19 protein-coding genes and 10 pseudogenes are annotated in these 22,348 nt (G+C 49.5%); 17 read left to right on the top strand and 12 right to left on the bottom strand.

Going from position 1 to position 22,348, the window contains the following annotated elements; all coding sequences use genetic code 11:
* A partial coding sequence (locus AC3Y5R_RS23295; protein ID WP_489923305.1) for an IS66 family transposase occupies positions 1-383 on the top strand: 383 nt, incomplete at its 5' end.
* An 83-nt stretch (positions 384-466) separates the two neighbouring features.
* Entirely contained in the window at positions 467-1,036 is a 570-nt protein-coding gene (locus tag AC3Y5R_RS23300) for a putative glycolipid-binding domain-containing protein (RefSeq protein WP_489923306.1), read from the top strand.
* Between the two features lie 186 nt (positions 1,037-1,222).
* Here the strand turns inward: AC3Y5R_RS23300 and AC3Y5R_RS23305 are convergent, their stop codons facing one another.
* The 3 genes from AC3Y5R_RS23305 to AC3Y5R_RS23315 form a co-directional block, all read right to left on the bottom strand.
* Positions 1,223-1,672 carry an arginase family protein gene (locus AC3Y5R_RS23305; RefSeq protein WP_489923307.1) on the bottom strand — a complete coding sequence of 150 codons (450 nt, stop codon included), beginning with the start codon at positions 1,670-1,672 and terminating at the stop codon, positions 1,223-1,225.
* Positions 1,633-2,052 (bottom strand): arginase family protein, encoded by a 420-nt coding sequence (locus tag AC3Y5R_RS23310; protein WP_489923308.1) that lies wholly within the window; start codon positions 2,050-2,052, stop codon positions 1,633-1,635. The genes AC3Y5R_RS23305 and AC3Y5R_RS23310 overlap by 40 nt, the downstream gene beginning before the upstream one ends.
* Before the next feature lie 83 nt (positions 2,053-2,135).
* Entirely contained in the window at positions 2,136-2,687 is a 552-nt protein-coding gene (locus AC3Y5R_RS23315; RefSeq protein ID WP_489923325.1) for a DNA methyltransferase, read from the bottom strand.
* Positions 2,688-2,734: 47 nt separating this feature from the next.
* Between AC3Y5R_RS23315 and AC3Y5R_RS23320 the strand changes: the two genes are divergently transcribed.
* Together AC3Y5R_RS23320 and AC3Y5R_RS23325 are read left to right on the top strand one after the other, a co-directional pair.
* Positions 2,735-3,439 carry an IS6 family transposase gene (locus AC3Y5R_RS23320; RefSeq protein WP_489923309.1) on the top strand — a complete coding sequence of 235 codons (705 nt, stop codon included), beginning with the start codon at positions 2,735-2,737 and terminating at the stop codon, positions 3,437-3,439.
* Between the two features lie 33 nt (positions 3,440-3,472).
* Positions 3,473-3,625, top strand: a pseudogene (locus tag AC3Y5R_RS23325) (helix-turn-helix domain-containing protein); the annotation flags it as partial.
* A 135-nt stretch (positions 3,626-3,760) separates the two neighbouring features.
* Here the strand turns inward: AC3Y5R_RS23325 and AC3Y5R_RS23330 are convergent.
* Positions 3,761-4,504 carry an SDR family NAD(P)-dependent oxidoreductase gene (locus AC3Y5R_RS23330; protein ID WP_489923310.1) on the bottom strand — a complete coding sequence of 248 codons (744 nt, stop codon included), beginning with the start codon at positions 4,502-4,504 and terminating at the stop codon, positions 3,761-3,763.
* 92 nt (positions 4,505-4,596) lie between these two features.
* On the opposite strand from AC3Y5R_RS23330, the gene AC3Y5R_RS23335 reads away from it, so the two are divergent.
* Complete coding sequence (locus AC3Y5R_RS23335; RefSeq protein ID WP_489923311.1) at positions 4,597-5,151, top strand: TetR/AcrR family transcriptional regulator; 555 nt, start codon at positions 4,597-4,599, stop codon at positions 5,149-5,151.
* Positions 5,152-5,310: 159 nt separating this feature from the next.
* Here the strand turns inward: AC3Y5R_RS23335 and AC3Y5R_RS23340 are convergent.
* Positions 5,311-6,001 (bottom strand): annotated as a pseudogene (locus AC3Y5R_RS23340) (IS6 family transposase).
* Positions 6,002-6,062: 61 nt separating this feature from the next.
* Here AC3Y5R_RS23340 and AC3Y5R_RS23345 point away from each other — a divergent pair.
* Positions 6,063-6,416 (top strand): annotated as a pseudogene (locus AC3Y5R_RS23345) (cell wall hydrolase); the annotation flags it as partial.
* 85 nt (positions 6,417-6,501) lie between these two features.
* Here AC3Y5R_RS23345 and AC3Y5R_RS23350 read toward each other — a convergent pair.
* Together AC3Y5R_RS23350 and AC3Y5R_RS23355 are read right to left on the bottom strand one after the other, a co-directional pair.
* The gene (locus AC3Y5R_RS23350; RefSeq protein WP_489923312.1) at positions 6,502-7,254 is read right to left on the bottom strand and encodes a hypothetical protein; all 753 of its coding nucleotides are present in this window, start codon (positions 7,252-7,254) and stop codon (positions 6,502-6,504) included.
* A gap of 13 nt (positions 7,255-7,267) precedes the next feature.
* Positions 7,268-7,384: pseudogene (locus tag AC3Y5R_RS23355) on the bottom strand (N-acetylmuramoyl-L-alanine amidase); the annotation flags it as partial.
* Here AC3Y5R_RS23355 and AC3Y5R_RS23360 point away from each other — a divergent pair.
* The 5 genes and pseudogenes from AC3Y5R_RS23360 to AC3Y5R_RS23380 all read left to right on the top strand — a co-directional run.
* A pseudogene (locus AC3Y5R_RS23360) lies at positions 7,372-7,548 on the top strand (IS5/IS1182 family transposase); the annotation flags it as partial. The pseudogenes AC3Y5R_RS23355 and AC3Y5R_RS23360 sit on opposite strands and share 13 nt — an antisense overlap.
* A 651-nt stretch (positions 7,549-8,199) precedes the next feature.
* Positions 8,200-9,591: a purine-cytosine permease family protein gene (locus tag AC3Y5R_RS23365; RefSeq protein WP_489923313.1), complete on the top strand. Its 1,392-nt coding sequence runs from the start codon at positions 8,200-8,202 to the stop codon at positions 9,589-9,591.
* Positions 9,592-9,611: 20 nt separating this feature from the next.
* Positions 9,612-11,261 (top strand): GMC family oxidoreductase, encoded by a 1,650-nt coding sequence (locus AC3Y5R_RS23370; protein WP_489923314.1) that lies wholly within the window; start codon positions 9,612-9,614, stop codon positions 11,259-11,261.
* On the top strand, positions 11,254-12,750 hold the full coding sequence (locus tag AC3Y5R_RS23375) for an aldehyde dehydrogenase (protein ID WP_489923315.1): 1,497 nt from the start codon (positions 11,254-11,256) through the stop codon (positions 12,748-12,750). The genes AC3Y5R_RS23370 and AC3Y5R_RS23375 overlap by 8 nt, the downstream gene beginning before the upstream one ends.
* 263 nt (positions 12,751-13,013) lie before the next feature.
* Positions 13,014-13,196: pseudogene (locus AC3Y5R_RS23380) on the top strand (IS1 family transposase); the annotation flags it as partial.
* Between the two features lie 417 nt (positions 13,197-13,613).
* On the opposite strand, the pseudogene AC3Y5R_RS23385 reads toward AC3Y5R_RS23380, so the two are convergent.
* A pseudogene (locus AC3Y5R_RS23385) lies at positions 13,614-14,100 on the bottom strand (integrase core domain-containing protein); the annotation flags it as partial.
* 67 nt (positions 14,101-14,167) lie between these two features.
* On the opposite strand from AC3Y5R_RS23385, the gene AC3Y5R_RS23390 reads away from it, so the two are divergent.
* The 4 genes and pseudogenes from AC3Y5R_RS23390 to AC3Y5R_RS23405 all read left to right on the top strand — a co-directional run.
* Positions 14,168-14,842 carry an IS6 family transposase gene (locus AC3Y5R_RS23390; protein WP_489923316.1) on the top strand — a complete coding sequence of 225 codons (675 nt, stop codon included), beginning with the start codon at positions 14,168-14,170 and terminating at the stop codon, positions 14,840-14,842.
* Positions 14,843-15,017: 175 nt separating this feature from the next.
* Positions 15,018-15,296, top strand: coding sequence for a CopG family ribbon-helix-helix protein (locus AC3Y5R_RS23395; RefSeq protein ID WP_489923317.1), 279 nt, complete (start codon positions 15,018-15,020; stop codon positions 15,294-15,296).
* Positions 15,296-15,571: a type II toxin-antitoxin system RelE/ParE family toxin gene (locus AC3Y5R_RS23400; protein WP_489923318.1), complete on the top strand. Its 276-nt coding sequence runs from the start codon at positions 15,296-15,298 to the stop codon at positions 15,569-15,571. Before AC3Y5R_RS23395 ends, AC3Y5R_RS23400 begins: the two co-directional genes overlap by 1 nt.
* 292 nt (positions 15,572-15,863) lie before the next feature.
* Positions 15,864-16,369: pseudogene (locus AC3Y5R_RS23405) on the top strand (IS3 family transposase); the annotation flags it as partial.
* A 142-nt stretch (positions 16,370-16,511) separates the two neighbouring features.
* Here AC3Y5R_RS23405 and AC3Y5R_RS23410 read toward each other — a convergent pair.
* The gene (locus AC3Y5R_RS23410; protein WP_489923319.1) at positions 16,512-17,540 is read right to left on the bottom strand and encodes a polysaccharide lyase; all 1,029 of its coding nucleotides are present in this window, start codon (positions 17,538-17,540) and stop codon (positions 16,512-16,514) included.
* Between the two features lie 202 nt (positions 17,541-17,742).
* Positions 17,743-18,294 (bottom strand): annotated as a pseudogene (locus tag AC3Y5R_RS23415) (Rpn family recombination-promoting nuclease/putative transposase); the annotation flags it as partial.
* Positions 18,295-18,412: 118 nt separating this feature from the next.
* On the opposite strand from AC3Y5R_RS23415, the pseudogene AC3Y5R_RS23420 reads away from it, so the two are divergent.
* Positions 18,413-18,553 (top strand): annotated as a pseudogene (locus AC3Y5R_RS23420) (IS6 family transposase); the annotation flags it as partial.
* Between the two features lie 91 nt (positions 18,554-18,644).
* Positions 18,645-19,849 (top strand): IS3 family transposase gene (locus AC3Y5R_RS23425; protein ID WP_489923326.1). Its coding sequence is split into 2 segments (ribosomal slippage): positions 18,645-18,963 and positions 18,963-19,849, totalling 1,206 coding nucleotides; the frame shifts between segments, so codons are not numbered across the junction.
* A gap of 172 nt (positions 19,850-20,021) precedes the next feature.
* On the opposite strand, the gene AC3Y5R_RS23430 is transcribed toward AC3Y5R_RS23425, so the two are convergent.
* Together AC3Y5R_RS23430 and AC3Y5R_RS23435 are read right to left on the bottom strand one after the other, a co-directional pair.
* Positions 20,022-21,641 (bottom strand): SulP family inorganic anion transporter, encoded by a 1,620-nt coding sequence (locus AC3Y5R_RS23430; protein WP_489923320.1) that lies wholly within the window; start codon positions 21,639-21,641, stop codon positions 20,022-20,024.
* Between the two features lie 44 nt (positions 21,642-21,685).
* Positions 21,686-22,171 carry a hypothetical protein gene (locus AC3Y5R_RS23435; RefSeq protein WP_489923321.1) on the bottom strand — a complete coding sequence of 162 codons (486 nt, stop codon included), beginning with the start codon at positions 22,169-22,171 and terminating at the stop codon, positions 21,686-21,688.
* Positions 22,172-22,348: the final 177 nt, after the last annotated feature.

The raw sequence follows: 22,348 nt of genomic DNA on the forward strand, positions 1-22,348 counted from the left end.
TGGTGTTAAACATAGTTCTAAGACTACCTCTTATTTTAAGAGAGGCGAAGTGTCTGGTGATCTATGGGGCCAGTCTATTTACTTATCTGCTGAAGCAGTGGGATGCACTGAATCTGTACTGCCGGAATGGCTGGGCAGAAATCGATAACAACACCGCGGAGAATGCTCTGCGCGGGGTCGCTCTGGGCCGGAAGAACTGGCTGTTTGCCGGTTCAGACAGGGGCGGTGAACATGCCGCTGTACTGTACTCATTAATTGGTACCTGTCGGCTGAATGATGTGGATCCGGAGGCGTGGTTACGTTATGTCTTATCCCATATTCAGGAATGGCCGATAAATCGTATTCACAACATGCTTTCATGGAAAGTGAGTGAGTATCTCTGAGGTTTTTTGCTTTTCAAAGCAAACAGGTATCAGAAGGCAGCTGAAAGTTAACTTTTCTCAATTAAAACAAGGTGGAGAAGATAATGGTGAGAAGACTTATAAGGTGGAGATCCTGCGATGGAAACGGGATAGAGCATTGTGATATCAGTGTTTCCGATAACGGGATAATTATTGAAGGTATCGTTGCAGGTAATAGAAAAAGCAATTACGGGGCCTGGTACCGTGTAGTTACAGATGAACGATTCAGAACAAGGAACGTACAGGTCAGGTATGTTGGCGGCCCATCACTCCATATCACATGTGATGAAAATGGCATCTGGCATGATATTGAAAATGACAGGCAACTCATACATCTACAGCACTGTCATGACGTTGATATCGGTTTTACTCCGGCTACAAATATGCTGCCATTAAGGCGTTTAAATCTTGCCGAGAAAGAGAGTAAGTCTATAAAAGTCGCCTATATTCCGTTACCAGAAGAAATCGGTGAAATATTCGAACCCGCCTCAGTCAGTCAGCGTTATACGTGTCTGGAGCTGAACCGGATGTACAGGTACGAAGGGATTTTCCGTGATTTCTCCGCTGATTTATGTATAGACGACGCAGGTATTATCGAAGACTATCCAAGCCTGTTCCGAAGGCTCAGTGAATAGTTATAAAAAATTATGAGCATAGAGGGGGGCTGAAAATAAGCTTAATCATTGTAGTGTTCACTGTATCCCCTCAGTTGTCTCAAGCCCAATTATTCAGATGGTTATCGATAAATTCCCCGGTACATCTATTGATTTTTCACTATATTAAAATAACCGTCAGGTGGCGTCTTATTTAAGCGATACTGCCTACATGAGACCCCGGCAGATATCGCCGGTTATATTTCCTATGATGTCTGACACCAGTACAGCTGTGGTTCCTTCCGGGTCAAGATCAGGATCATAAATCGTAACTGTAATGCCACAGCAGCGGGTGCTCATGAACAGTACACGGCAGATATTTACGAGTTTTGAAGAGGAAAAACCTGGCGTTCCGGGGCAATCTGCAGCCGCCATTTCCGAGCTGTCCAGTACATCCAAATCAAGGTGGATCCAGTATGGTATTTCAGTAAAACGATTAAGACGCCCTGAGATCATGTCAGTAAGCTGCTTATCCGATAGTTTCAAAGCCTCGAAAATAGTTATACGCAGGATATCCGTGCCGGCAATGTCTGGCCATTCATAATCCTCACTGAGCGATTCGCGCTCCCCGAGTTGAATTACAGCATCGTCTGTAACCAGTGGCCAATTCCTGGCCATTCAGTAAGTAGCCGTTCTCCCCGCCCGGTTGCAAGTGCAAGATCCCCTAACCTACGTCTGCTGCCAAGTAAGGCACCCGGGAGTATGCCGCAGTCACCCCCGATCACAACAGGTCGCAGGTTACAGCAATGTGCAGCTTCAACTTCATCTGCCAGTTTCAGGTTGAGATGTCTGAGCTTGTGACCATTCAGAATATCAGTACCCGGCTCAGGTTCAGGACTGTAGTCAGGACATGGGACAGTAACGATGTCGTAGTCGGAAAAAATTTCATTCAGACCGTGCTGCATAAGGACTGAAGGAGCACGAAATGTTCCCGGGATATGACCTTCGTAGAGTGGGTTAAGCCCCAGATTCGACGGCGCGAGAATTATTTTTTTCATCAAAAACCCTGTAATTCATTAAGTTAACTGCATGTAGCACCCCGAATTCCTGTCATGATACCCCTTGCTACTGGTAAGCTCATTTATAACAAAAAGAGGAGTGAAGAACCTAAAAAATCCTGGCTGATACTTGAAAAGGTGCCGCAATTTTCTGATGTCAACACGGCCTTTATGTGACGCTTACCGCCCGGGTGTGTGAATGACTCGATCAGGGGCTGAAGGCTGGTGACGGGTTTTTCGGTCGGATGGTGTTTGTTACCGGTGTATTTCCAGCCCTGCACGTCCGGCAGCGGGTTCTCCGGCAGGCGCGGGCGGCCCTTTGCCAGCACGTAGGCGCACTCATGCGTGTAGCCCACGTATGCGGATTTTGAGGCGTAGGTTTTGGTGAAAACAAAGTGGCCGACGATGCGGAAGCCGGCTGCGGTCCAGGCGCTGATAAAGCGATCGGCGCGGTTCCAGCCGTAAAAGCTGACCATAAGGGAGTCATTTTTCAACACGCGGTACATCTCATGACAGGCGGGCTGGAGCCACTCGTCGGTTTTGTCGCCGGCGATGGTACGCCCGGAACGGTCGCGAAAGCCGACCAGGTACGGCGGATCGGTCAATATGAAATCGACGGGCACTGTTGCAAAAATCCGGAGGTGATAAACTCATCGTCACCTTTTGCTGACGGAGCAGCTATATGAACCCATTTAAAGGCAGGCATTTTCAGCGTGACATCATCCTGTGGGCGGTACGCTGGTACTGCAAATTCGGTAACAGCTACCGTGAGCTGCAGGAGATGCTGGCCGAACGCGGCGTGAATGTCGATCACACCACGATTTACCGCTGGGTCCAGCGCTATGCGCCTGAAATGGAAAAACGACTGCGCTGGTACTGGCGTAACCCCTCCGATCTCAATCCGTGGCACATTGACGAAACGTACGTGAAGGTGAATGGTCGCTGGGCTTATCTTTACCGCGCCGTCGACAGCAGAGGCCGCACCGTCGATTTTTATCTCTCCCCACGTCGTAACAGCAAAGCCGCCTACCGGTTCCTGGGTAAAATCTTCAACAACGTGAAGAAGTGGCAGATCCCGCGCTTTATCAACACGGATAAGGCACCCACCTATGGCCGTGCGCTTGCGCTGCTCAAACGCGAAGGTCGATGCCCGTCTGACGTTGAACACCGACAGATTAAGTACCGGAATAACGTCATTGAATGCGATCACGGCAAGCTGAAAAGGATAATCGGTGCCATGCTGGGATTTAAATCGATGAAGACGGCTTACGCCACAATCAAAGGCATCGAGGTGATGCGTGCACTGCGCAAAGGCCAGGCCACACCGTTTTATTATGGTGATCCCCTGGGCGAGATGCGTCTGGTGAGCAGAGCCTTTGAAATGTAAGGGTAATCCATTGCGAACTTTGCAACAGTGCCCAAAGGCATACGATTCGGCCGCAAACGTACCGTAAACAGGTCTATCGTTTTAGCACTTTATAGCAAAGGATCCGGGGCAACGGAAATTTCACGTCAAATTGGAATTGCGCGATCAACGGTCTATAAAATTATCTCTGAAGCAAGAGAAGGATAATTAATGCTCTGGATAAGGGATAATATCAAAATACGCCCTAATTATCTTAGGGTACTGTATCCAGAAGCGTTGCGGCACCAGGAACAAAAGAAAGGGGAGATGAATCTCCCCCGGCCGGCAAAAAAGCGCTCCGTATCAAACAGCCACGAAGCCGCCATCTACGAACAGTTCTTCACCGCCGACAAAGCTGCTTTCGTCAGAAGCCAGGAACATGACCGCCTTTGCAATTTCTTCGGTTCTGCCGAGCCTGGCGAATGGTATTACTTGCTGCATCCACGATTCCGAACCTTCATTTTTTTGCATATAGGTCTGCATCGCGGGGGTCAAAACCATTCCAGGAGAAACGACATTTACCCGGATGCCCTGACTTTTCAGATCGGTAGTCCATGTGCGCGCAAGCGAGCGGATCGCCGCCTTCGTTGCACTATAAATGGAAAGATTTGCAAAACCCTTGCTGCCTGCACATGAGCCGGTCAGGATGACGCTGCCACCAGCAGTCATCAGCGGCAGCGCTTTCTGCACGGTGAAGACAGTCCCTTTCACGTTAATGCCGAACACACGCTCAAAGTGATCTTCCTCAATACCACCAATCGGTGCTGATTCCGATATTCCTGCGTTGGCAAAAACCACATCCACACGGCCTTTTTCCTGCTGAATCTTCGCGTACAGGCGATCAAGGTCAGCCAGATTACTGACATCGCCTTGCACGCCCACAACACCGTACCCGATTTCCTTTAAGGCTTCATTCATTCGGTCTTGTCGGCGACCAGTGATGTAGACGTGAGCACCTTGCTCGGCGAAGGATTTGGCAGTGGTCAGACCGATGCCGTCCGTGCCGCCAGTGACGAGCACCACCTTGTTCTCAAACCGTGTTGTCATGTCGCTTACTCGCTTTCGTTTCAAATGGAGGGTTGTTCCACTTATTATGTGGAGATATTCTCCATTTATCAAGTTGCAGCGAGACTAGGATTTTGAGCGATGAAATAACTTTAAGGGCCGACGCCCAACGAAACAGAGAGCGCATCCTCGCAGCCGCCGAAGAAGTGTTTCTGGTGAAAGGCGCGAGCGCCTCCCTGGACGATGTTGCGAAGTGTGCCGGGGTCGGTATCGGTACGCTGTATCGGCGCTTTCCAACACGCGAAGATCTGTTGGCTGCGGCCTACAGCGCCCGCTTCCTCACTTTTGCAGAAAACAGCCGCGCCCGGGCTGCCGAACTTGGCCCATTAAGCGGCTTGCAAGCCTATTTAGAAGAACTGGTTCAACTCACGACCGTCTATCGCGGTCTTGCGTCCTCACTCGGCACTGTTCTCCAGATCGGAACGCCGGGCTGCCTCGCAACGAGTGCGGAAGGGAGACGTCTTCTTGACCAGACTCAAAAGCTGGGAGCTATTCGGCCTGATGTCACCTTTGACGATCTGGTGTGCATTGCCACGGCCATCTTACTGTGTGCCGAGAACGACATTTCGCCGAAAACACGAATCTCGCATCTGGTGAATCTCTTTGTAAATGGAGCGGTGGTGAGGTGAAGCTAATAAACATCTTTCTGAACGGGTATTACACTTTTTTGTGGCGTGATAATTGTCGGGCAATAGTTGATATCATTTTCAGAGTAAGGTTCGATAACCTTTAATCAGCTCTGTCGCATTAACGGCGGCAGGTTGCCGGAAAACGGGTCTGTTAATTTTTTATGTAACCAGAAGGTAAAACTGCTCTGCCAGGGACAATCCGCCCCCGTGCGGATGTTGAAGCTGTCCTTTGCGTAACATGTGTATGATTTCGATCCCCGCCAGAAATAGACTGCCCCCGTCGGAAGGATTTGAATCCCGTCATCAGCTTTATCCGCCGTTTGATATTACGGTGATCCTGCTCAACCAGATTGTTCAGGTACTTACTCTGCCTGACCTTAATGTACTCCTCCCTGCCAGCATTCAGCTCCGCAAGGGCAGCGGTGTTTGCACCGCTTTTATCGATGGTCACCACCTCAGGTTAGTCGTGATGGCGGATAGCCTTACGAAAGAAGCGCAACGCCGCTGCAGCGTCACGCCTGGCGGTCAGCAGAACGTCGACGGTTTGACCCGTCGTATCGACTGCACGGTACAGATATTTCCACTGCCCCCTGACCCGGATATACGTCTCGTCCATTCGCCACCGGCGGCCCACGGCACGTTTATGCCGGCGAAATGCCCTGTCCAGCAGCGGCACCAGGCGGATAACCCAGCGGTGAAGCGTCGAATGGTCAACAACCACGCCCCGCTCTGTCATCATCTCCTCCAGATTGCGCAGGCTCAGGGAATAAGCCAGATACCAGCGGACGCACTGCGCGATGATATCGACGGGGTAATGTAACCGTTTAAAAGCATTTCGGATCAGAGACATGGTCAGGTAACATCGCAAAAAAACAGTATGTTACCTGACAACTTCTTAATACGACAGAACCATATTTCTTCCCAGAAACTCAGCGGCACAGATACAGGCCGCAGCCCGGATTGTCGACCTTAGCCAGGAGGACACCAGCACACGGCTTCGTTATCTCACGGAGCATGGCAGGCCGTTTACCACGCTTGTATACATTCCGGGGCATATCATGCTGTATACCGGTAATACGGTCATTAACGAACAGAATGTACCGATGACATACCAGAATATATGGGGACTACGACCGGTAGATTCCGACAGCCGGAGTATCATTGGCGGTGCCGTCTTTTTACCCCTGCTTGCTTCTTATCAAGAGAACCCGGGACTGGTGTCACTAGCCGGTAAAGCGCAGTTTAAGCTGGGTTTTATTGAATAGCGGAAACTATTTACTCTGCTGAGTGAATATTATGGTGACCGCCATGGCGGCCACTTATTTTAGAACCATGCGCATATCTTATTTTTTATTTCCACAGCCTGTCTTTTATTATTTTATAATATCCATCTTTTAAATCTTCATATTTCCATATAAACAATCCCCCAAGATTAAAATCGAGCACCTGATCGATGAAGTAATTAAAATTCCAGTCCGTCATTCCCTTTGTTGTCAGGGCCAGAATGCATTTCTTGTTTTCGGCACCGTGCTCTAACGTCCGTTTCAGGGCGGGAATAACGTTGCCAGTAATGTCCTCATTGCTCCACATTGCTGAGGCATAACAGTAATGAATAAACCGGTCACACTGGCCTGACTGGATGAGATTTTTAACCTTTTCGTTCAGTTTTTTACCGTTATCTGTAGCCGGATGATTGTAAGAGTATCCGGCAATAAAACAAAAACTGGTTTCTTTCTGGCATTTTTTTAACTGCTTCATTGCCTCAATGACGAGACCGGTGTTCATATTGCATTCATCATCAAAGTCCACACCATCCCAGCCCCGGCTTTTTGTGGCTTCAGCAATCCGCAATACTTCATCCTGATTTGAAGGTTTTCCTTCAGGGGAGCACCCGCCTCCGCCATAGACCCAGAGCGTCTTCCCTTTATAATAGGGGGTATTATCGGGTTTATCCTGCTTTTCCGGACTCCAGCCGGGGCTGGCCGGCGTCCCTGTTGTCAGTCCGTCAAGGTTTGTCACCATGCCATACATCATGACGTCGAATTCTTTAAGGGGTCTGCCAGACAGTGACTGACTCCACCCGCCCGTAATAAATTCATTCATAATCTGTATCTCCCTATTTGTATTTTTCCACAAGAGCATAGAGGATCGCGGCAGTTTCAGCATCCAGCTTACCGCTGTAATTACAGGGACGAAAATGCAGCTGGAATGCACGGATTAACTGAGCATAACCGTCGCTCTATAGCGAAAACGGCGATGTACAGGGTGAAGCAGCGGTTCGGAGCTTCACTGACGTTGCGTGACTATGATGGTCAGGTTGCAGAGGCTCTAGCCATGGTGCGTGCGCTGAACAAAATGACGAAGGCCGGTATGCCGGAAAGTGTGCGTATTGCCTGAAAACCCAGCCCGCTACAGTGAGGCTCGCCCGAAATCTGATTTATTCAACAAAGCCGAAATAACCGAGGCAAAGGCTTCCTACTGTTTCAAATCCAGGTCGTGTAACGTGGTCATCCTGCGCGCAGTTCCTAACCGTTTGATTAAACCCGGCAACATGACGGGAGTTTGCCCCATCATAGTGAGATTTTGCGGAATAAGTCACTAAAGGTAAGGGGAAAATCTCTATTTACAGCGCATTAAATACAGCGTCGGACGCAGGCATTCCTCGTTTTTTTATTTTCAATATGGACTATTGGAAACAATATATATTGCCAGGAAAGCACCATTGTCACCCAGCAATGCTTGGTAATGGTGCAAAGAAATCCTTTTAAATCACAGTGCACTGTATCTTAGGTAATTTTCACAATGTTGAAACGTCGCACAGCAGACTGCATTGCCCCCAAAAAGTGCGTAAATTTCAGTTAGGGGTTAACACATTTTTTTATTGTGCTTACCCATATTTTTCGTCCTTTCTCCTTATTCATGCTCTCCTGCACCATGGATGCACGGTAACAATCTATAGACAACCTTTCCTCATTTCATCGCAAGGGATCTGTGGATTGTTGCTGCATGAGAAGAGCCTGCAGATCCCCTTATGTTGAGAGCAGAATAATGACAAACCATAAAAATAACGCATCTTCATCCACCGTTGAGCTGAGCACTATTCAGCCCATACCACTTTCAGAACGGCACGGTAAGCCCCGTGATCTGTTCACCATCTGGTTCGGCTCCAATATTATGCTGCTGACCGTGATCACGGGTGCGCTGGCAGTGAGTGTGTTCCATCTCTCCTTCCTGTGGGCAACGGTTGCGGTGTTGATTGGTAACCTGATCGGCGGGTTGTTTATGGCGCTGCACTCTGCCCAAGGTCCGCAGCTTGGCGTACCGCAAATGGTGCAGACGCGCGGTCAATTCGGGTCTTACGGTTCAGTGCTGGTTGTCGCGCTGGTGGTGATCATGTATATCGGCTTCCTGGCATCCAACCTGGTGCTGGGAGGACAGTCGCTACATGCTATCTATGCGCCGATTTCTTCCAATGCCGGAATAATCGCCTCCGCAGTGCTCAGCCTCATCGCCACCGCGTTCGGTTATAAACTGATTCATGCCTACACCCGTGTGATGTCATGGGTATCGGGGATAGTACTGGCCGCCACCTTCGTCTGGATTATTTTTATGCATGGCCTGCCAGCGGATTTTATGAGCCGTAATGGTTTTAACATGAGCGGTTTCCTTGGCGCGATTTCGATTGCGGCACTCTGGCAACTGGCCTATGCCCCATATGTCTCAGACTATTCACGCTACATGCCGAAAGATATCAGTGAAACCAGCGTGTTCTGGTGTAGCTATCTGGGCTGCGTGCTGGGCTCCTTCTTCCCGATGATTCTGGGGATCCTTGTTTCCATCTGCGTGGTGGATGGCGATTTAATTACCGCCATCGTTAATATGACCGGCGGTTTTTCTTTCACCGTGATTGTGGTGTTTGCGCTGGGGATCGCGGCGACCAATGCGATGAATTTATATTGTGGCGTGCTGTGTACGCTAACGCTGGGCCAGACCTTTTTCCCGCGATGGTCCCCGCTTTCATCTGCCCGGATTATCACCGCCATTATCACCATCGTGATTGAGATTGCGATTGCGATTTATGGTCAGGAGAACTTCCTGATCAACTACACCAACTTTATCCTGATATTGCTCTATGTGCTGGTTCCTTGGACCGCGATTAACCTGGTGGACTACTACCTGGTCGCGCACGGAAACTACGATGTCGCGTCTTTCTTCCGCCGTGATGGTGGGGTCTACGGTTACTACAATATCCGAGCCATATTCTGCTATATCCTGGGTATTGCTGTAGAAGTGCCATTTATGTCTACTGCAATTTATACTGGCCCCGCAGCGAACGCTCTGGGGGGAGCTGATATATCCTGGATTGTGGGACTGGTCGTTGTTTCACCTGTTTATTATCTGATGAGCCGCTCACAGTCAGTCGCTCAGGCTTCTGTTTAAAAGTAATCAGTGGATGTGGTATGAAAGAGACTAATCAATATGACTATATCGTCATTGGCGGAGGTTCATCCGGTTCGGTGCTGGCTGCACGTCTGTCAGAACGAAAAGATCTGAAGGTGTGCCTCATTGAGGCTGGAGGTCGGGACGATACACCGCGCATCCATACGCCAGCAGGCACCATCACTCTCTACAAAAGTAAAAAATTCAGCTGGAATTTTTACTCCGCCCCCCAGACACACCTGGGGGGACGTCAGTTGCATGTGCCGCGTGGCAAGGCGCTCGGTGGCTCCTCATCGATGAACAGCATGATTTATATTCGCGGGTTGCCTTCGGACTATGATCGCTGGCGTGATGGAGCTGGATGTGAAGGCTGGGGTTGGGATGATGTACTGCCCTGGTTCAAGCGCTCCGAGAACAACCAGCTGATGCAGAACCCGGCATTTCACGGTTTTAACGGCGAGCTTGACGTTACCGCGCCACGGGATGCCAATCCCATCTCTTCAGTATTTATCAATGCCGGTCGCGGAGCAGGCCTGCCGGAGAATCGCGATTTTAATGATGCGAACATCAACGGCGTAGGCATTTACAACGTGACCCAGAAAGACGGCCGGCGTTTATCCAGCTATCGCGCTTTCCTGCATCCCCATCTGGACAGAAGCAACCTCCACGTGATGACAGATTGTGAAGTTCAGGATCTGATCATCAGCGACAATATGGTGAAAGGCGTACGTGTTCGGATGGGAGAATCTCAGGAACAGCTTTCTCTGATGGTAAAAAAAGACGTTATCTTATGCGCTGGAGCTATCAGCTCGCCGCACATACTGATGAAATCTGGAATCGGTTCCCGGGACGCGCTGACCAAAGCAGGTGTTCAGGTTGTCCTTGAACTGCCCGGTGTTGGTAAGAATTTACAGGATCATTTAGACGGACTGGTCACCGTGCGATCAAAAAGCCCGCTCACGCTCGGCTTTTCACTTAACGCCTGGCAGCCGATCCTGACATCGCCAGTAAAATACCTGTTCCGCAAAAAAGGTTGGTTAACAACCAATTATGTTGAGGCTGGTGGATTTGCCTGCACACCGCTGAGCCCATCCGATCCCGATATACAGTTCCATTTCGTGCCTGGCTATCGCAGCCACCGTGGCCGCCTTTTCGAATGGGGTCATGGTTACGCCGTTCACGTCTGTGTATTACGCCCCAAATCAAAAGGCGCGTTGACGTTGGATGCGGACGGTAAGGTGGTGATCGATTTTAATTTCCTGTCCGATAAGGCAGATGCGGACGTTCTGGTGGAAGGCATTAAATACGCCCGCCGCATCCTGGCGCAGGATGCGTTTGCCCCGTATCGCGGCAAAGAGATGCTCCCCGGAGACCATGTCCGCACTGACGCGGAGTTGCAGCAATATGTACGTGATTTCTGCGCCACGGTTTTCCATCCGGTCGGTACCTGCAAAATGGGACATGATGCGTTGAGCGTAGTCGATCCTGGCACCCTGAAAGTGCACGGGATGCAAAATCTGCGCGTGGCGGATGTCTCTATCATGCCGAATCTGATCAGCGGAAATACCAATGCACCAGCGATCATGATCGGCGAACGCGCCGCCAGCATGATATTGAACGATAGCGCTGCGCTACAACCACAAATCATCAAGGAGAAAGTGGATGCCTGATAAACAGTACTGGGAAAATAAACTAAAGGATCAGCACTTTATTAGTCATTCATTTATCGATGGCAAACCCTACACGGCACTCCGCGGGCAGGTGTTTAAGACGGTCAATCCTGCGACCAACAAGGTGCTGGCTGAAGTCACCGCCTGTCAGGCCGAGGATATCGATGTGGCAGTAGCATCTGCCCGCAAAGCCTTTGCATCCGGCATCTGGTCCTCTGCCAGCACCCAGCAACGTAAAGCCGTGTTGCAACGACTGTCCTGCCTGATTCTGCAACATCGTGAAGAGCTGGCGTTTCTGGAAAGTGCCAGCATGGGTAAACCGGTGAATGATGCGTTGAATATTGATGTGGCCAGCGCGGCCGGCGTTTTTACCTGGTATGCCGAGAGCATTGATAAACTGTATGACGAAGTCGCACCCACCCCGTGTGGCTCGCTCGCCACGATTACCCGTGAACCCATTGGGGTGGTAGCGGCAATTGTCCCCTGGAATTTCCCACTGGATATCGCATCCTGGAAGCTGGCTCCGGCACTTGCTGCAGGTAACAGCGTTATCCTGAAGCCATCTGAAAATTCACCTTTTACCGCAATACGCCTTGCCGAACTGGCAAACGAGGCGGGGCTTCCCGCAGGCGTGCTGAATGTGGTCACCGGATTGGGAACAGAAACCGGCACTGCACTTGGCTTGCATGATGATATTGATGTCATCACCTTCACCGGTTCTACTGCTGTTGGTAAAGCTTTTATGCAGTATTCCGCCCAGTCAAACCTGAAACAGGTATGGCTGGAGTGCGGCGGGAAAAGTGCCAACCTTATTTTCTCCGACTGCAAGGATCTTGACCTGGCTGCAGAGAAAGCGGCATTCGGGATCTGCTTCAATCAGGGAGAAGTCTGCTCCGCAAACTCGCGTCTGCTGGTTGAGCGCTGTATCTACAACCTGTTTATTGAAAAACTCATAGAGAAACTGGCGGAGTGGAAACCGGGTAACCCGCTTGATCCTCAAACCCGTATGGGGGCCATGGTCAGCAGTGCGCACAAAGATAAAGTTCTTGCATTTATTACCTGCGCACAGCAAGAAGGCGCGCAGCTTTTGACTGGTGGTCAGGAAACGCAGATCGACGGTGTCGGCAACTATGTGCTACCGACGCTATTGGGGTCAGTGAGTGACAATATGTCGGTATGGAAAGATGAAGTGTTCGGTCCTGTGCTGGCAGTAAGCGTGTTTGATGATGAGGAGGAAGCGATCAATCTTGCCAACAACCACATCTACGCGTTAGCCGCCTCGGTCTGGAGCGACGATCTCAACCGTGCGCACCGGGTTGCCCGGCGGCTGAATGCGGGAACCGTTTCCGTTAATACCGTTGATGCACTGGGCGTATCTGTTCCATTTGGAGGCAATAAGCAATCAGGATTTGGTCGCGACTTGTCGTTACATGCATTTGATAAATTCACTCAACTTAAAACCACCTGGTTCCAGTTTAGTGGAAGTTAATAATTTATTAATTTTATTGTAATAACATCACTTTCCAGTGTTTACCCCTGGCCAACGTTAATATGCATTGTTCCCGTGGTGGAACCACTAATTGGAATCATTAGCCACTTTATGGGAACAGTGCAAAACATCAATAAGGAGAAGGTTTTTTATTTCTCCGTTCAATAAACAGAGTCAGGAAGTGCATCAATGTTTCATTGCCAGGTCACGTATTCAAGCTGTTGATCATGTTGTAAAATCACTTTTCTTCCAGCGTGCATCTGATGGCTAAAATTGACGTAAAGTGCACGTTTTGTGGGCAGACTAAATCGGTTGAAAAACAGGGACTGGGCAAGGCTAAACACCCACGCTATCGCTGTCAGATATGCTGCTGAACTTTCCCACTTGATTATGCTTACCGCGCCTGTCAGCCCGGAATGAAAGAGCAAATTGTTGACCTTTGCGTGATTGCATCTGAACTGACACCCCTTTCGCATTTTAGTTGATCGCCATTCGCAAATTACCTGCTCGCCCCCAACAAAAAATCATACGTTATCCTGACGCTTTTATTGCTCATAAAAATACCTGGTTTGACGGTCGGTGCTGTGTCAGAAGAGGACATGGTTGCTATGAGGACTGTCGAATGAAGTTTGATTTTTAAGCTAACCCCACCTTTTTCATTGAATTTTTATGCTATAAACTTGCATATATAGTTAACTTAAAACAAGGTTAGCATGTCGACAGAGTCGCCTGTTAAGGCACAGTTTGAAGCATATAATGCTCATGATATTGAAGCATTCATGTCTTGTTTTTCAGAAGAGTTCAAAGGATACCGGATGCCCGCCGAAACGGCGCGTGTCAAGGTAGTTGTCGCCTCAGTTGATTCATGCTGCCAGGTTTTCCCGTTCTGGATTCAGCCACACTTCGTCCTGCCGACTCCAGTTTCTTGTCTCTCCTGACCAGCGATGCGGATTTAGCTGCTTTGCTGCCTCATACACTGATTTACGCTGCGCCAGCAGTGTACGATCTTCCCCTCTGTGCCGCTGGCCCAGCGTGACATAGCGGATGCCGCTGTGCCTGTGTTCTTCGTTGTACCAGCCGACGAAGGTTTCAACCCAGGCTCGCGCATTTTCCAGCGATGCGAAGCCCTTCTCTGGCCACAACGGGACGTACTTCAGCGTTCTGAACAGCGATTCCACGTGGGCATTGTCATTGCTTACCCTCATGCAGCACCAGCGGCTCCTGCCAGCAGCGATCGCTCAGCACTGTGCACTTCATCAGCTCTGCCGCATTGTCACCGCTTTCGGCCTGGTGTACCTCATAACCCACGATTTTGCGGCTGAACACATCTTCTATCAGGTACAGGTAGAATCAGTAGTTCTGTCGCATTAAGCAGACATCCTGGTAATCTGCTGTTTTTTTTATGATATTGCTGACCATGCCCTTGATCCAAAAATCCTTCAAACGCCTGCATTATCCCGTCGATATTATTGCTCAGTGTGTACGCTGGTATCTGGCTTATTCCCTGAGCCTGCGCAATCTCGAAGAGATGATGGCAGAGCGGGGTATCATCGTCGATCATTCCACGCTTCACCACTGGGTCATTCGTCTTGTCCCGCTGCTGGACAGGGCGTTCCGCCGGCATAAACGTGCCGTGGGGCGCCGGTGGCGAATGGATGAAACCTACATCAGGGTCAGGGGCCAGTGGAAATATCTGTACCGTGCGGTGGATACTGAAGCTCAGACCATCGACTTTTTGCTGACGGCTAAACGGGATGCCGCAGCGGCCCTGCGTTTCTTTCGCAAAGCCATTCGCCAGCATGACGAACCAGAAGTGGTAACCATCGATAAGAGTGGAGCTAATACAGCGGCACTGGCCACACTCAATGCAGGTAAGGAAAAAGAGAAAAGTATCATCATCAGGCAGAGTAAGTATCTGAATAATCTGGTTGAGCAGGATCACCGTAACATCAAACGGAGGATAAAGCTGATGACCGGATTCAAATCATTCCGGCGGGCGCAGACCCTCCTGGCGGGAATTGAGCTGGTCCACATGATACGCAAAGGGCAATATGAGCATCCGGACGGAGACGGGCTGTCCCCGGCTGAATAGTTTTACCTGATGACTGTATGAAAAACAGTCAACACAACTTTTGGCAACCATCCTCCGTTAATGCGACAGAACCAACAGAACTCCCTGGCGGAGTTATATGGCATAACACTTGATTGATTCATTGCGATTAACTATTATTAAAAGTAAATAAACCAGTATAAGCCGGAGTAAATAAATGAAGAATGATACACAGGCAGTGACCAGGGTGCTGACAGCTCATGTACCATTACCGATAGCTGATAAGGTTGATCAAATTGCAGCCCGTCTTGAACGTTCACGAGGCTGGATCATGAAGCAGGCGCTTTCCGCATGGATAGCCCAAGAAGAGGAGCGTGACCGCCTGACCCAGGAAGCGTTGGCAGATGTGGATGCGGGACGGGTTTTCGATCACCAGGCCGTGCAGGCATGGGCTGAAAGCCTTGGAACCGACATACCATTGCCGGTTCCGCGTTGATGGAAATTAAATGGACGAGTAAGGCACTATCAGATTTAGCACGTTTGTATGAATTTCTGGCTCTGGCTAACAAATCTGCTGCTGCAAGAGCAATTCAGGCATTGACTCAGGCTCCAGCCATCCTGTTAACCAATTCACGCCTTGGGGAGCAATTATTCCAGTTCGAGCCCCGGGAAAGCAGACGATTCCTGGTTGGAGAGTATGAGGTCCGATATGAAATTCAGAAGTCTGTCATCTACGTGCTGCGTATCTGGCATACCAGAGAGGATCGCTAAATAGGGGCCAGTCCAGGACTGAACCGCCCCGGTAATCCTGGAGACTAAACTCCCTGAGAGAGAGGTAAACAGGATGACTAAAAATACACGTTTTTCCCCGAGATACGGCAGCGCGCCGTCCGCATGGTTCTGGCAAGTCAGGACGAATACAACTCACAATGGCCCGCCCTCAGTTCCATTGTACCGAAGACCGGTTGCACATCGGAGACCCTGCGCGTCTGGCTTCGTCAGCATCTACGGGATGCCGGTGGCGGTGATGGCGGACTCACTAGCAACGAACGCCAGCGTCTGAAACAAGCTGTGGGTTGCAGACTTCACGTACGTCAGCACCTGGCAGGGCTTTGCTTATGTGGCGTTCATCATCGACGTGTTCGCGGGTCGTATAGTGGGCTGGCGGGTATCGTCATCAATGGAAACGACGCACTGGAGCAGGCGCTGTGGGCCAGACGGCCCACGGGCACCATCCATCACTCAGACAAAGGCTCGCAATATGTGTCGCTGGCGTACACACAGCGGCTTAAAGATGGAGAGCTGCAGGCGTCAACGGGCAGCACAGGTGACTCATACGACAATGCAATGGCGGAGAGCATCAACGGACTTTACAAAGCGGAGGTGATACACAGAAAGAGCTGGAAAAACCGCGCCGACGTGGAACTTGCCACACTGACGTGGGCGGACTGGTACAACAATCGACGGTTGCTGTCAGTGCCCCATCCAAGACAAATGTCGTCATATTGTAGCTTCGCTCCCATTACACCGAATTGGATCAGCGCGCCTGAAAAGTGGCGTTCTGGTTAAAAACACATCAAAGGTGGTATTTTCACACACAGACTCACGCATAACCGCGTCATAAAAAGTATAAGGTGCGATTAAATTCATGGTCAGTCGCTCTCAAAAGATGCGATTCAATCTCCTAACCATGTACCCTTTTATTTATCGGTTAATTATTATATGTTATCGGATTAAACGTGGTGACGGTAAAATCGTCAAAAATAGCATATTGATCGGTTTCTGGTGCCCAGTCTTGAGTTGAGCCACCAAAGAAAGTATCCATCTTAATTGCGTCAATATTAATATGTTCACTTCTGCGCCACTCGACATCTCCCATATTCAGTAATTTTTCTCCATTAATATAGAGAATAAAAGAGCCGTTAGTTTTCCCAATGTCATTAAGCACTACCTGCTGCGTGATCGTATACCAGACGCCTTTCTGAAATTTAAACGTGGTGGGAAAATAGTCTCCGCATCGGTCCATTTTCGTCGGGAAATATAAGTAACCATAAACCTCGCCATTTTCACGCCACATTAGTCGTGAGGTAAAACCGTCGAATGCATTATTATCAATACATCCAGAAGGTCGGTCACCACCCGCTAACCCCGGTAATTTCCCGCCTTTGACCCAATCGAAGTGGGGATCGAATCTGACTCGATATTGTAGCCATAAGCTTTTATTGCTATTGCTGAGCGGAACATTAAATACCATGGCTGAATTGCCGCCGATACTTTTACCTTCATAGGTTACCAGCAGCGCCTGATTTGCGGCATTCATTGGGTCTTGTATAATATGGAGCCTGCCAGCAGATAACCCTGAGGAATTTGTCGGTGATATACCCCAGTCATTTTTGAAGTCAGCTACTTGGTATACATTTGGCTGAAGATGGTCAAAATTGACATGTAGCAAGGTATTGTAACAGACGTCGGATGATCCTTCATTGTTATCACAGGGAGCAGGAGACGGAGGTGGCGAAGGGCTCCCTTCTATTTTGTCCCATAATGTTGGTGCCAGTACCGGCGTCCAGTTAGCCCCGACATAAGCAATATGAGATTGTAGCGATTCATAGTCGTGCCCCTGCCAAGTAACGATATCGCCCACCGTGTAACTGGTTCCTTCTTTCCACTCTGGAGCCCCCCAAGCATGAAAAGTCAGCAGAATAAAAAAGGTAAATGATATAATGGATTTCCTCTTCATAATGAATTCACCTTTTCTTATTTCCCACCTAGAGTCAACTGAACGTAACATGAGAGCTGACGATTTACTATTTCATAAATTACACCGAGCATTTTATTTTTTAGAATTTAGTTAGGTTCTGGCGCATTGAGGCGGCGTCAGTGACCCTGACCCGAAATCCTGCTCCATTCAGAAACAGAATTCCGGCATGATAAACACTCCCCTGAAGGATATGTTTCTGCAGCAGGGTCAGCGCGGCCATACTGCGGTGATTCATTATTTCATCGTCGGGAATGACCGTCACGTCAACCAGCGGAAAATTGCCGGTATACAGCTTCGCGGCCAGCGCCTGATCGTCAAATTCCTGCATCCAGTTGGTGGAATAGGGATACGGGCTGCGTCTGCCGGTATAGAACAGCACCGGAATGACCAGCGGCAGATTTTTGTGACCGGCATCAAGATGACGCTGCATGGCAGCCACCGCGTACCGGATGAGCCGGAAAGCCATGTGCCGATCAGGACTCGACTGGTGCTCGATGAGCACATGCACGTAGCCGTCATCCCCGGCGGTGGTTTTCAGGCTGTAGAGCACGTCGCTGAAATACTGGCGGAGATCATCCTCGACAAAGGAGCCGGACTCCAGCTTCAGCGTGCTGAGGTTACAGATAGCGCGCAGCTCTGCCGGAAGATGGAGTTCCATAAAGTCGCGGGCAATATCGGGCTGGGTCAGAAACTGCCTGAATGCGGCATCATGGGGCGTCGGGTTATTTTTCATGGGACTATCGTAGCACGATCGGTCACTGTCTCACTATTGCTGCTCAGGGGCTTAACCGGTTCTGTCGCATTAAGGCTGCGTCGGGTAATGTACTGTTTTTTTGCAATGTTTCCTGACCATGCCTCTGACCCAAAAAGCCTTTAAACGCCTGCATTATCCCGTCGATATCATCGCCCAGTGTGTCCGCTGGTATCTGGCTTATTCCCTGAGCCTGCGCAATCTCGAAGAGATGATGGCAGAGCGTGGTATTGTCGTTGACTAGATTAGCCCCATAGATCACCAGACACTTCGCCTCTCTTAAAATAAGAGGTAGTCTTGGAACTATGTTTAACACCAGTCAGAATAATAAGATGGTTGAAGTGTTATCAGGACCTGAGCGGCGTCGGCGTCGTACACCGCAGGAAAAAATTGCCATTATTCAGCAGACTATGGAACCCGGTATGACTGTGTCTCGTGTCGCGCACCTGCATGGCATCAATGCAAACCAGATATTCAAATGGCGCAAGCAATATGAAGACGGCTCGCTGACGGCTGTTGCATCGGGCGAGGAAGTGGTGCCGGCCTCCGAGCTCGCTGCCGCCAATAAGCAAATCCGCGAGCTCCAGCGCCTTCTGGGCAAAAAGACGATGGAAGCCGAGATCCTTAAAGAGGCCGTGGAGTTCGGTCGGGCAAAAAAATGGATTGCGCATGCGCCCTTATTGCCCGGGGACGACGACTAACCGACGTCTGCCGGAGTATTGGTGTGTCGCGTGCGCAACTGAGCATCCGGGTTCACCGGCCATCTGACTGGCAGGATCACAGACGGCAGCCCCGTTCTGACGATACCACCGTATTGTCCCGGATAAACATGGCGGTGGCTGACCTGCCGACGTATGGTTATCGCCGTGTGTGGGCGCTGCTGCGACGGGAGTCAGAGCGGGACGGCCTGCCTGTGGTTAATGCGAAGCGGGTGTATCGCATTATGAGAACACATAATCTGCTTCTTGAACGTAAACCCGCTGCTCCTTGCCGTAAGCGGGCCCATAAGGGGCGCGTAGCAGTAGCGGAAAGTAACCGGCGCTGGTGCTCAGATGGCTTTGAGTTCCGCTGTGATAATGGCGAAAAGCTGCGGGTGACCTTCGCGCAGGACTACTGCGACAGGGAGATCATTGACTGGGCAGCGAGCACCGGAGGCTATGACAAAGAAACGGTGCAGGATGTCATGTTGGGTGCAGTGGAAAAACGCTTCGGAAGGCTGTTACCCACAGAGTCGCTGGAGTGGCTGACGGATAACGGTTCAGCCTACAGGGCTCATGAAACGCGGGCGTTCGCCCGGTTGCTGGGACTGGAGCCTTGCACGACAGCAGTGCGAAGCCCGGAAAGCAACGGCATAGCAGAAAGCTTCGTGAAGACGATAAAACGGGACTACATCAGCATCATGCCGAAACCGGACAGCCAGGCAGCGGTGATGAATCTGGCGGTGGCGTTCAGTCATTACAACGAACATCATCCGCATAGTGCACTGGGATATCGCTCACCACGGGAATATATACGCAGGAAGTTATCGCAACCGTAAGAGAGCAAAAACGTCTGGATATATAGGGTCAAATCCACAAAGGGCAGTACGGACATCCGGGCGGTGACGAGCTGTCTCCTGCAGAGCAGTTTTACCTGATAGCTGTGTAAAAAACAGGCAGTGCAGCTTCTGCCGACCCGCGGCCGTTAATACGACAGAACCCGACAGAACCCTACGTTCTAATCAGTCGGGGAAGCAATTTCTGAAAAGCATCAAAATCAGTAAAAATGCGATCTTCACCAAGCACATGGGGAACGATGTGTATCGATTTGAGACAATCAACCAGATTATCCGCTAACCCAACCACATAAACCTGAATGCCCAGTTTATTTATGTCCGTTATCACGTCCTGCAGGGCATATAAACCTGACTGATCCAGATAATTAACCTGATCCATCCGCAGAACCAATATTTTCCCTTTGGTTATACTAGCCGCAGTGGTACGAAATGCATAGACAAAACCAAAGAACAAAGGGCCAGTGATATGTTTTATCAGTAAGCGTTGGCGTAGGGAGTCCGGAATATTGGCTTCATCAGCCCATAACTCCTCTTCCGCGAACGTCAGAACCGTATTTTTTTCAGAAATAGACGCTATTTTTACCATAAAAATGAACATAGCTGCCACCATTCCTACGGCAACGGCTGTCACCATACCAGAAAAAATGGTGAGAACAATAACAAGAACCATGATCGCTATATCACTTCGCGGAGCACGCGATATATGTGAAATACTACGGTAATCAATGATTCCCAAGCCTGCACCGACCAAAATACCCGCCAGAACCGTATTAGGAATATATTGTACAATGCCGGAAAACCACAGAAGTACCGCCAGCAAAAAAAGACCGTGGATAATTCCAGAGGTACAGTGCCGCCCTCCTGCCCGTACATTAATTGAGGTGCGGACAAACGCTCCCGCACCAGGTAAACCACCGAAGATAGCAGAAGTCATGTTACCAATACCTTGCCCAATCAATTCCTGATTACTTTTATGCCGGTTTTTGGTTATGTTATCGGCAACCAGTGAGGTTGTAAGCGAATCAATAGTTCCCAGGAACGCAAGCTGCAGAGCTGTCCATAGCAGTAGATTACTGTCAGAAAAAGAAAAAACTGGAATAATCAAGTGTGGCAATCCTGTGGGGATCTTGCCAATAACTGGTACGTTAAATCCTGATAACACTGACAATGTTGTCAGCCCGACCAGAGCAACCAGCGAAGCAGGAACCTTCTTCACAAAACGTGGAAGCAGGAAAATCAGGGTAATGGTGAACACTGCGAGCAATGCGGCTTGCAGATTAAAACCAGAAGGAAGCTTACCTAATGAAGAAACAATCGTCACTGGATCAGAAGCTGGTGAAACCATGCCAACTAAAGGAAATATCTGTTGCGTCAAAATGATAATTCCAATGCCCGTCATCAGGCCGGAAATGACCGGATAGGGCAGGTAACGGATAAACTGCCCTAAGCGTAAAATCCCAAATATCACCTGAAACAGGCCAGCCAACAAAAATACAGCCAGTATATTGGGCATATTGATGTCGCCAGAAGGAAGTGTATGGGTAATGACAATCGTTGACGCAATCAGGGTCATTGGCGCAGTAGGGCCGGATATCTGGACCGGTGTGCCGCCAAATAAAGAGGCCAGGATACCTACGATAATCCCTCCGTATAATCCTGCCGCCGCTCCCAGACCAGATGCAACGCCAAAAGCTAGGCAGAGCGGTAGTGCAACTACACCCGCTGTCAAACCACCAAATACATCACCCCGCGTAATACTGTATCTTGCAAACACGACTATCTCCCGATCTGGTCAATGATCTACAGTAATAATAAAATTTATTCAGATGAGGTCGAATAAGGAAGTGCTGACTTGTGAACACACAGGCGAAGTTTGCCATCAGCGCAAAGTCGGAAAGCAAAGGTTTTATCAACTACAATCTTCTCATCATTTTCATCGATGAAATAAACATTCCCCATGGTAAAGGCAATATTGCCATGAATCTGTATTCCATTTTCAGCGGCATTATTGTCATACCAGACTTTTTTCCAGACTTTGAGAGCAAAGCCGGTATCCTCTGGAAAGTCAGGGTGCCCACCGACAAAATAAGAAATAGCACCTTCACGTGTGTTTCGAAAAGTATTTTTACCATGTGCCAGAGTAGGTTTAAAAAATACAATGCCATTTTTGTAATCATATAGTCGGTCCACAACTGATGCAGCCTCGGCTCTATAATCCCCCCCCTGGCGATACACGGTGCCAATATCAATTAGACTTTTACACCACTCTTGCTGAATCTGGTTTACCTGCTCTTCTGTAATCATATATTTACCCGAATGTTTTTTATCATGCCTTCGATGCCCGCCGCTTTACCACTTTATGGCAGAATAAATAATGGAGAAATGGCGTATGTAATAAGTGAAATTATTATTCATTTCGATCACCAAACTGAGCGTTTAGGGTCATATCTTTCTATAAGATTAACGCACCTTTATACTTCT

It is taken from the genome of Erwinia sp. 009765445 (assembly GCF_058137865.1).

Excerpts from the sequence above, each read along its gene's own strand:
- AC3Y5R_RS23395 (WP_489923317.1), top strand. The coding sequence starts at position 15,018 with ATGAAGAATGATACACAGGCAGTGACCAGGGTGCTGACAGCTCATGTA.
- AC3Y5R_RS23330 (WP_489923310.1), bottom strand. The coding sequence starts at position 4,504 with ATGACAACACGGTTTGAGAACAAGGTGGTGCTCGTCACTGGCGGCACG.
- AC3Y5R_RS23350 (WP_489923312.1), bottom strand. The coding sequence starts at position 7,254 with ATGAATGAATTTATTACGGGCGGGTGGAGTCAGTCACTGTCTGGCAGA.
- AC3Y5R_RS23320 (WP_489923309.1), top strand. The coding sequence starts at position 2,735 with ATGAACCCATTTAAAGGCAGGCATTTTCAGCGTGACATCATCCTGTGG.
- AC3Y5R_RS23435 (WP_489923321.1), bottom strand. The coding sequence starts at position 22,171 with ATGATTACAGAAGAGCAGGTAAACCAGATTCAGCAAGAGTGGTGTAAA.
- AC3Y5R_RS23410 (WP_489923319.1), bottom strand. The coding sequence starts at position 17,540 with ATGAAGAGGAAATCCATTATATCATTTACCTTTTTTATTCTGCTGACT.
- AC3Y5R_RS23365 (WP_489923313.1), top strand. The coding sequence starts at position 8,200 with ATGACAAACCATAAAAATAACGCATCTTCATCCACCGTTGAGCTGAGC.
- AC3Y5R_RS23400 (WP_489923318.1), top strand. The coding sequence starts at position 15,296 with ATGGAAATTAAATGGACGAGTAAGGCACTATCAGATTTAGCACGTTTG.
- AC3Y5R_RS23375 (WP_489923315.1), top strand. The coding sequence starts at position 11,254 with ATGCCTGATAAACAGTACTGGGAAAATAAACTAAAGGATCAGCACTTT.
- AC3Y5R_RS23310 (WP_489923308.1), bottom strand. The coding sequence starts at position 2,052 with ATGAAAAAAATAATTCTCGCGCCGTCGAATCTGGGGCTTAACCCACTC.
- AC3Y5R_RS23305 (WP_489923307.1), bottom strand. The coding sequence starts at position 1,672 with ATGGCCAGGAATTGGCCACTGGTTACAGACGATGCTGTAATTCAACTC.
- AC3Y5R_RS23300 (WP_489923306.1), top strand. The coding sequence starts at position 467 with ATGGTGAGAAGACTTATAAGGTGGAGATCCTGCGATGGAAACGGGATA.
- AC3Y5R_RS23390 (WP_489923316.1), top strand. The coding sequence starts at position 14,168 with ATGCCCTTGATCCAAAAATCCTTCAAACGCCTGCATTATCCCGTCGAT.
- AC3Y5R_RS23370 (WP_489923314.1), top strand. The coding sequence starts at position 9,612 with ATGAAAGAGACTAATCAATATGACTATATCGTCATTGGCGGAGGTTCA.